Raw genomic sequence first — 7,209 nt, 5'->3', positions numbered from 1 at the left:
ACGTGCTGTTCGAATAAAGCCCTACTTTTTCTGCGGAATGAAATCGCCAGTTTGGATTCAAGGTTTTGTGTTCTTGATTTCATGTCAATCGTGATGAATAAGCATGAGACAATTTCCCGAAAAATCTTCCAAAAGTCGTTTTTTCAATAGGTGCTTTTATGTTGGCAATTCTAATACCTCATAAACTTGGTTTAATTTATGTTAGGCACCATTTAAAGCGACTCAAAGTTATCCTCGAAATACTGTTTAGCAACTAACCATTGGTCATCGTGGTTTTTAGGGTTTCTAGCAATCATGTCGCCACTTTTTGGAGAACCGTTTTGTAAATCAGCTTCACTAACAGAAATTGCTTTTCGACTGTGCGTTTTTGTAACGATCAATCTTCCAAGTTCAATTTCTTCTTTGGTTGCAGGTCGCATTTCAGCGATTTGTGTTCTTTTGTATTTTGTAAATTTCATAATAAAAACGGAGGCTAATAATAATGTATATAGCAAATAGCCTTATTAGCCATTTTAGAAACTAATTGCTGTTGTTAAATTTATTTACGTTTTGCTTAATTCTGTGATAGGCTACTTGGCATATACTAACCGATAAGCTCCAAAGGAGCCAAATATTATTTGAAAAAATAGCTGATGGTTGATCAAAAGTCCTATGGAAACGATATCATTATATTTTACAGCAGCATCTGTTCAAAAATCCAAAGTTTGAAATCAAGGCTTTGGCTTTCGGATTATTTTCCAATCAGCTTTAAAAAACGTTTAATACCGATGGTAGCATTGGCTTTTATGACCGTGAGTGGCCCGTTGCTGTCTATTGCAGGCTTTGGATCAATAAAATAAGTGGGTGTTTTGGCTGGGACATAATGCATAAGGCTTGCCGCTGGATAGACTTGCATGGAGGTGCCAATGATGAGCAACATATCGGCTTCCATACAAATATCAATCGCAACATCTATCATGGGTACTGCCTCGCCAAACCAAACCACATGCGGGCGCATTTGAGACCCCTTGGCACATAAATCGCCAATGGCAATATTTTTTTTCCATATTTTAACGTCGTTTTCATCTCGCGAACTTCTGGCTTTGAGTAACTCCCCATGCAAATGGGTTACATGACTGCTGCCAGCGCGCTCATGAAGATCGTCAACATTCTGGGTAATGATGCTTACTTTAAAGTCATCTTCGAGCTTCGCGAGTTCGTAGTGGGCGGGATTGGGCAATACCTCCAATAATTGTTTCCGCCGTTGGTTGTAAAAATCTAAAACAAGTTCAGGGTTTTTGGCAAATCCTTCTGGAGTGGCCACTTCCATAACGTCGTGCCCTTCCCAGAGTCCGTCGTCGTCTCTAAAGGTTTTGAGACCACTTTCGGCACTCATTCCGGCGCCAGTCAATACTACAAGATGTTTCATGTTTAAAATATTAAGGTTTCCATCGTTTTGTGAATTATACCGAATCCATGTGCTGATAACTATATTAGACTTCAGATTTAAAATCCCTCCAGAGGGTTTTATTCCCCGAGGCTTGTCAAGAAATACAAAGATCATCTTTCAATTCATAGCTTGTGGGCTTGCCTGAGGTTATTGATTTTGTCTTCCGCAGTAGTTTTTATTTCTGAAACAAAGACGGAAACGCACTGCCTTCCGAAGTTGTTTTTAGATGAAAAATAGTAATGTGTATGAGCAAGCAGCATTATAGGCACAGACCCAGCGAAGGCTTATACTTAGACTTTACATTATTCCAACAATTCACTTAATTTTCGATTCAGCTCTTCTCCTCGCAAATTACGACCGATTATTACTCCGTTTTCTGAAATTAGAAAGTTATCTGGAATTGCGCTAATGCCGTAAATAAGAGCTGCTTTATTGTCCTGTCCTTTTAAATCACTTACTTGCGTCCAATTTAACTTGTCTTTTTCAATTGCTTCAAGCCAACTGTTTTTGTCTATGTCCAGTGAAACTGCAAATATTTCAAAGCCTTTTGACTTATAGGTGTCGTAGGTTTTTACGAGATTTGGATTTTCTAAGCGACAAGGAGCACACCAGGACGCCCAAAATTCGAGAAGAATGATATTTCCTTTAAGATCAGATAGTTTTTTTACGCCACTATTTTGGTCATCCATGTCAAAGTCTGCGAATTGTTCCCCAATTTCAAGTCGTTTATGTAACTCAATATATTTGGCGATTTGTTGTCCGTAGTTTGACTCTTTATTTTCTGTTGAAAATTGTTCATAAAGCGCTCTAGTTTTTTCCTTACCCCAAGATGTAGCGTAAACACTTAGCACATAAGAACTCACTAAAGAATTCGGGAATTCCTTTACATACTCTTGATTAATGCTAATTTCTTTGCTTTCTAGAAACTCGTATTGGTTTTTTAAGGAATCTATCTCACGCTCTGTCATTGAATCAACAAATGAATCTTCAATATTTTCCATTTCCATCTGCACAACTTTTAATCGTCCAAACAATATGTCCCTTTGTTGCTGAGTTTGGGAACCTGTTATTTTAGCTTCTTTGAATTCTCCTTTTTCTGCTTCGAAATGAATGATATTATTTTCTAACCAAAATGATTTGTAATCGCTAGAATTTTTAATAATTAAACGCACATAAGTAGGCTTTTCGAGGTTTCCTGAAAATTGAAATTTTTCATTTAGAACACGTGTTGAATCCATGTACTTATTGTTTTCTGAAATGTAAACAACACTACTGTCTGGGATGTTTTTTAAAGTACCATTAATTTCATATGCTACTATCTCTCTGTTTTCATCACAGGAAACTACTATTAATGCTGTTAAAAAAGACCATATAATTTTTTTCATAATGTTTGTGTCTTTGCTTGTCTCCAAAGGTGTTTTAACGCTCCAATTCCTCAACTAAAAGTCCGTAATCATGCTGAAGGTCTTCGTGCAGTTTGAGGATTTTTTTTGTAATGGCCTCCATATTACGATCAAATAGATTCAATAAAGTGGTGTTGCGTTTGATGGATGGTGACATGGCCTTCAGTTTTTTGCAGAAATAAAGCAGCAGTTCCACTTCGGTCTCCTTATTGAGCGAATATCTAATGTATTTTTTAGTATTCCGCAGAATTTTTCGTACACTTTTTTTAATGTAGAAAAAGCTGTTGGTATTGATGGCCTCAAACTGCTCGTCAATTTCGTTTTTTACGGTTTCTATATAGGCCTGCTCATCGTCTGCCTCAAACAGTAGATAAGTGAGCAGCTCTTTGTTTTCTTTCTTGAAACGGGAGAGGCGCAAACAGAGTTCTGCCAATTCGGCATCGGATTTATGCTTTAGCTCTTTTCGAATGCTTACCACAGAGACTGCTTTCATATTGTAATTTGAATTTTAAATGGACAAAAACTTAACTTGAATACGTCAAGCACTGCTTTAATATACGGGTATCTTGATAATGAATCTAAAATTAAACTATTATGCCATTTATAACAAACAAAACAAAAGACAAAGCCGTTGATATTTTTTATGAAGACTACGGAAGCGGGCAACCTGTCATCCTAATTCACGGTTGGCCATTGAGCCGAAAGTCATGGGAACAGCAGGTCTGGAAAATCGTGGAAGCAGGATATCGATGTATTTCTTACGACCGTCGTGGTTTTGGAATCTCCTCAGCGCCTTGGGATGGTTACGATTATTCATCTCTAACAGGTGATTTAAACGAACTCATCAAACAGCTGGATCTTAAAGATGCCGTTCTTGTTGGATTTTCTATGGGTGGCGGAGAAGTAGTGCGTTATTTTACCGACTATGGAAGTGATCGCATTGCAAAAGCGGCATTGATAAGCAGCATCATCCCATTGGTCAAGAAGAAAGACGATAATCCAGACGGCGTGCCAGAAGAAGCCTTTGAAGACATCAAGGACGCTCTGGAACAGGACCGACTCGGATTTTTGAAGAATTTTGGGAAAGGGTTTTACAATTATGAGAAAAATAGAGACCGTGTGAGTCAAGGGATACTGGATTACGATTTTAGTATCGCCTCACATGCTTCCCCTAGGGCAACCATCGAAACCGCAAAAGCATGGATGGACACCGACTTTAGAACAGAACTTAAAAATGTGGATAAGCCAACGTTGATCGTGCATGGCGATGCAGATGAAACGGTACCAATGCAAACGTCTGCCAAACAAGCCGCAAAAGGGATCAAGAACAATCAATTTGAAATCATTAAAGGTGCACCCCACGGTTTAAATATTACACACAAGGACGAATTGAATAAAATTTTGATCGATTTCTTGAAGAAGTAGTATCTTGAAATATTTCAATCTAAATTAGCTCAGGACGATGTCTTGGGCTTTTTTTGCTTAGGGGTGATTGGGGAATGGAATTTAGGCAGTAGGTATTAGGTATTAGGCATTGGGGATTAGGGATTAGTTGCACTTGAACTATGTAGTCGCAGTCTCGGTTTTAGTCTCAGTCGCAGTCTCGGTCTCAGTCTCGGTCTCAGTCGTAATCTCAATCTCATTGGTAAACGCATATCAAAATGCGAAAATTGGTTTTGGGGTTTAAGATTTAGAGCTGAAATTAAAAATCCCGACGATTAATCTAAAGCTCCGTGCTTCTCACTACCCACTAAAAACTACCCGCTACAATCTACCCACTTCAAACTGCATTGCCAACTTCTAAAAACAACATAATTTTTTGCATTTAAATTTTATAGCAATACATTTACAGGATACTTTAAAAGCTGAAAACCTTATGTCTGAACCAATTTTAAAATTAAAGGACGTCGCAATTTACCAAGGCGATAGCATGGTCTTGTCTGATGTGAATTTTGAGATGCACAAAGGCGATTTCGTTTATTTGATCGGGAAGACGGGTAGCGGAAAAAGTAGCTTCATGAAAACGCTTTATGGTGATTTAGAACTCACTGAAGGAGAGGGCCATGTGGTGGATTATGATTTGCGGAATTTAAAGGAAAAGGATATTCCGTTTTTAAGGCGGAAATTGGGCATTGTTTTTCAGGATTTTAAATTGCTGCCAGACCGAACCATCAATGGGAACCTCGAATTTGTTCTCAAAGCAACCGGTTGGAAGGAAAAAGACAAAATCAAGGAACGTATTGAGAAGGTGTTAGACAAGGTGGCCATGAAAACCAAGGGTTTTAAATTTCCTCATGAGCTATCTGGGGGAGAGCAGCAACGCATTGCCATAGCACGCGCGTTACTCAACGATCCTGAGCTTATTTTGGCCGATGAGCCCACCGGAAACCTCGACCCACAAACCAGTATTGAGGTCATGGAAGTTTTACGTGATATCAACAAAAACGGAAACACCATCCTCATGGCCACACACGATTATGCACTCTTACTGAAATATCCTAGCAAAACTTTAAAATGTGATGACAATAAGGTGTTTGAAGTGGTGCAACGTCGTGATTCGATGGTAAAATAAAAACTTCATCTGAAGAATGGAAACTATGGTAGCCGGAAAGCGCCTTGGTTTTATGGGTAGTAAGTATTGCACTGTGTATGCAGGGTGAATCGTTCAATTTTTCATCGCATCCTAAAACCCCAACCATTCCAAAAATCGCTCGAAATCAGTTCTCTTTCTTTTAATGTCAGCTTCAATGTCAGCTTCAATTTCAGCTTCGGTTTCAAAGACGATGCGAAATACTCCAAAATTGGATAGGTTTTTTTTGGCGCTTGTGTTGTGCAAGGGTTTCTGAAAAGCAGCGCTTTGCATTGGAAACTGAACTTCTTTTGCTTCGGAAAGCATTCCAGATTTCAAAATGGTTTCAGGGTTTTCAACATCATAAATTTGGTAGTGCGTCCCTTTTTTTAATTGATAATCTGAAAAGTTGACCGTGGTAGCTTCGCCTTCCGCATTAAAAAGAGCCACGCTAAAAAGCTTCTTGTTCTGGGATTGCTGTGATAGATGAAGCATCTTATCCAATTCAAACTGCGTTAATGGAAGCACCTCAGACTTGGCGTCTAAATTGAAAGTTTCACGCCACATATCTAGATTGTAATCTTTTGTTCTCGTGACCCGAAATGGCTTTTTCAGTTTGGTGTAAATACGGTTTGAATTAAAGTTCCAGTTGGTGTAATACGATTGCATGCTTGGATCAATCTGCACGTTGCCTGTATAAATCTCATTATTGGTGAAATTCAGTGATTTGGCGTAAAGCAATCGCAAACCGTTATAGCCTCCTACGATGATGTTTTGGTGAACCGTGACATTTTCGATGGGCGCATTTTTATGGAATCCCAAGGTCAACGCTGGTGCATCGCCCAATATGCTGCCATTTGCATCTCCGGTATTGTGCCAAAGCACATTGTTGCTAAGCCTTATGTTTTTTGCAATGTTGATACCGTTTCTATCGTTTGAAGCCACAATCACATTATCCACATGTTTTCCTGAGGGTGTGCCACTATTAAAAATGATGTTATGGTCTAGGGTTATATTTTTCACATACTCAAAGCTGGTGTGTTTTCCGGCAGACCAAACTTCAACGCCTTTGTAATAATTATTGAAAATGATATTATCCTTGATCAATCGAATCTCGTCGCTCATATTTTGGACATAGATGCCTTCGCCACGACCTTTTCCATCTTTGGATAAGAATCCGTTGTTATAAATCCTGCAAGCTTCAATCGTGCTTCCGGCCGTGTGTCGCCAAGAGCCTATTCCCAAGCCTGGATTATCATGAATGTTGAGGTTGTAGAACATGCAGTTCACGCCACTTAAATGCATAATGGCTGCGCAAACTTGAAAATCGGCCTCACTTTCGTCCCTAGAAAAATCGCCCAAAAAAGTGATTTCAAAATTTTTGAATAAGACACGATCGCCTTTTACAATCAAAACACCATCTTGTTTGGACGGGACATTTCCGTTGAGAACGACCTTATCTTCTTTATAGGCAGAAACTGTGATGTATTGATTGGGCGTTTCGCCTTTGAGCCTACTCATGTAACGCCCGTTATAAATGCCTTCATGCATCCAAATGGTATCGCCAGAGCTTACTTTATCTGGTTTTTGGTTGAGGGCCGTTTGCAAATCCCATGGATTCTCAAGGGAGCCGTCCCCATGGGTGGATCCTGGGGTTGTTTTATGCTGCATAGGAAACACATGGAACTCCGACTGAGCGAGACCAAAAAAAACACTAAGTAAAAAGAAAATATTGAGAATAGTGGCTTTCATATCAAAGGCGTAAACAAAAGTAGTGCCAAGCGGTCAAATCCCTGCCTAGCACAATT

At 39.2% G+C, this 7,209-nt stretch carries 7 protein-coding genes; 2 read left to right on the top strand and 5 right to left on the bottom strand.

From position 1 onward, the window contains the following. Positions 1–212: 212 nt before the first annotated feature. The 4 genes from ESY88_RS04340 to ESY88_RS04325 form a co-directional block, all read right to left on the bottom strand. The gene (locus ESY88_RS04340; protein WP_147084783.1) at positions 213–458 is read right to left on the bottom strand and encodes a hypothetical protein; all 246 of its coding nucleotides are present in this window, start codon (positions 456–458) and stop codon (positions 213–215) included. A gap of 272 nt (positions 459–730) precedes the next feature. Beyond that, positions 731–1,408 carry an SIR2 family NAD-dependent protein deacylase gene (locus ESY88_RS04335; protein ID WP_147084782.1) on the bottom strand — a complete coding sequence of 226 codons (678 nt, stop codon included), beginning with the start codon at positions 1,406–1,408 and terminating at the stop codon, positions 731–733. A gap of 323 nt (positions 1,409–1,731) precedes the next feature. After that, entirely contained in the window at positions 1,732–2,814 is a 1,083-nt protein-coding gene (locus ESY88_RS04330) for an AhpC/TSA family protein (protein WP_147084781.1), read from the bottom strand. Positions 2,815–2,848: 34 nt separating this feature from the next. Next, positions 2,849–3,325 carry a hypothetical protein gene (locus ESY88_RS04325; RefSeq protein ID WP_147084780.1) on the bottom strand — a complete coding sequence of 159 codons (477 nt, stop codon included), beginning with the start codon at positions 3,323–3,325 and terminating at the stop codon, positions 2,849–2,851. 101 nt (positions 3,326–3,426) lie between these two features. Here ESY88_RS04325 and ESY88_RS04320 point away from each other — a divergent pair, with 101 nt between their 5' ends. After that, on the top strand, positions 3,427–4,257 hold the full coding sequence (locus ESY88_RS04320) for an alpha/beta fold hydrolase (RefSeq protein WP_147084779.1): 831 nt from the start codon (positions 3,427–3,429) through the stop codon (positions 4,255–4,257). A 451-nt stretch (positions 4,258–4,708) separates the two neighbouring features. Further along, a complete protein-coding gene (locus tag ESY88_RS04315; RefSeq protein WP_147084778.1) occupies positions 4,709–5,404 on the top strand; it encodes a cell division ATP-binding protein FtsE in 696 nt (231 codons plus the stop codon). A 111-nt stretch (positions 5,405–5,515) separates the two neighbouring features. On the opposite strand, the gene ESY88_RS04310 is transcribed toward ESY88_RS04315, so the two are convergent. Beyond that, entirely contained in the window at positions 5,516–7,153 is a 1,638-nt protein-coding gene (locus ESY88_RS04310; RefSeq protein WP_147084777.1) for a right-handed parallel beta-helix repeat-containing protein, read from the bottom strand. Positions 7,154–7,209 lie beyond the last annotated feature (56 nt).

The sequence above is a fragment of the Subsaximicrobium wynnwilliamsii genome, assembly GCF_007997225.1.
GTDB lineage: Bacteria > Bacteroidota > Bacteroidia > Flavobacteriales > Flavobacteriaceae > Psychroserpens > Psychroserpens wynnwilliamsii.
Note: the sequence above shows the minus strand (reverse complement) of the source record. Positions and strands in the feature narration are given on the sequence as shown.

What these genes read in the sequence shown, in the direction of transcription:
- ESY88_RS04335 (WP_147084782.1), bottom strand. Translation starts at nt 1,408, where the DNA reads ATGAAACATCTTGTAGTATTGACTGGCGCCGGAATGAGTGCCGAAAGT.
- ESY88_RS04325 (WP_147084780.1), bottom strand. Translation starts at nt 3,325, where the DNA reads ATGAAAGCAGTCTCTGTGGTAAGCATTCGAAAAGAGCTAAAGCATAAA.
- ESY88_RS04340 (WP_147084783.1), bottom strand. Translation starts at nt 458, where the DNA reads ATGAAATTTACAAAATACAAAAGAACACAAATCGCTGAAATGCGACCT.
- ESY88_RS04320 (WP_147084779.1), top strand. Translation starts at nt 3,427, where the DNA reads ATGCCATTTATAACAAACAAAACAAAAGACAAAGCCGTTGATATTTTT.
- ESY88_RS04310 (WP_147084777.1), bottom strand. Translation starts at nt 7,153, where the DNA reads ATGAAAGCCACTATTCTCAATATTTTCTTTTTACTTAGTGTTTTTTTT.
- ESY88_RS04330 (WP_147084781.1), bottom strand. Translation starts at nt 2,814, where the DNA reads ATGAAAAAAATTATATGGTCTTTTTTAACAGCATTAATAGTAGTTTCC.
- ESY88_RS04315 (WP_147084778.1), top strand. Translation starts at nt 4,709, where the DNA reads ATGTCTGAACCAATTTTAAAATTAAAGGACGTCGCAATTTACCAAGGC.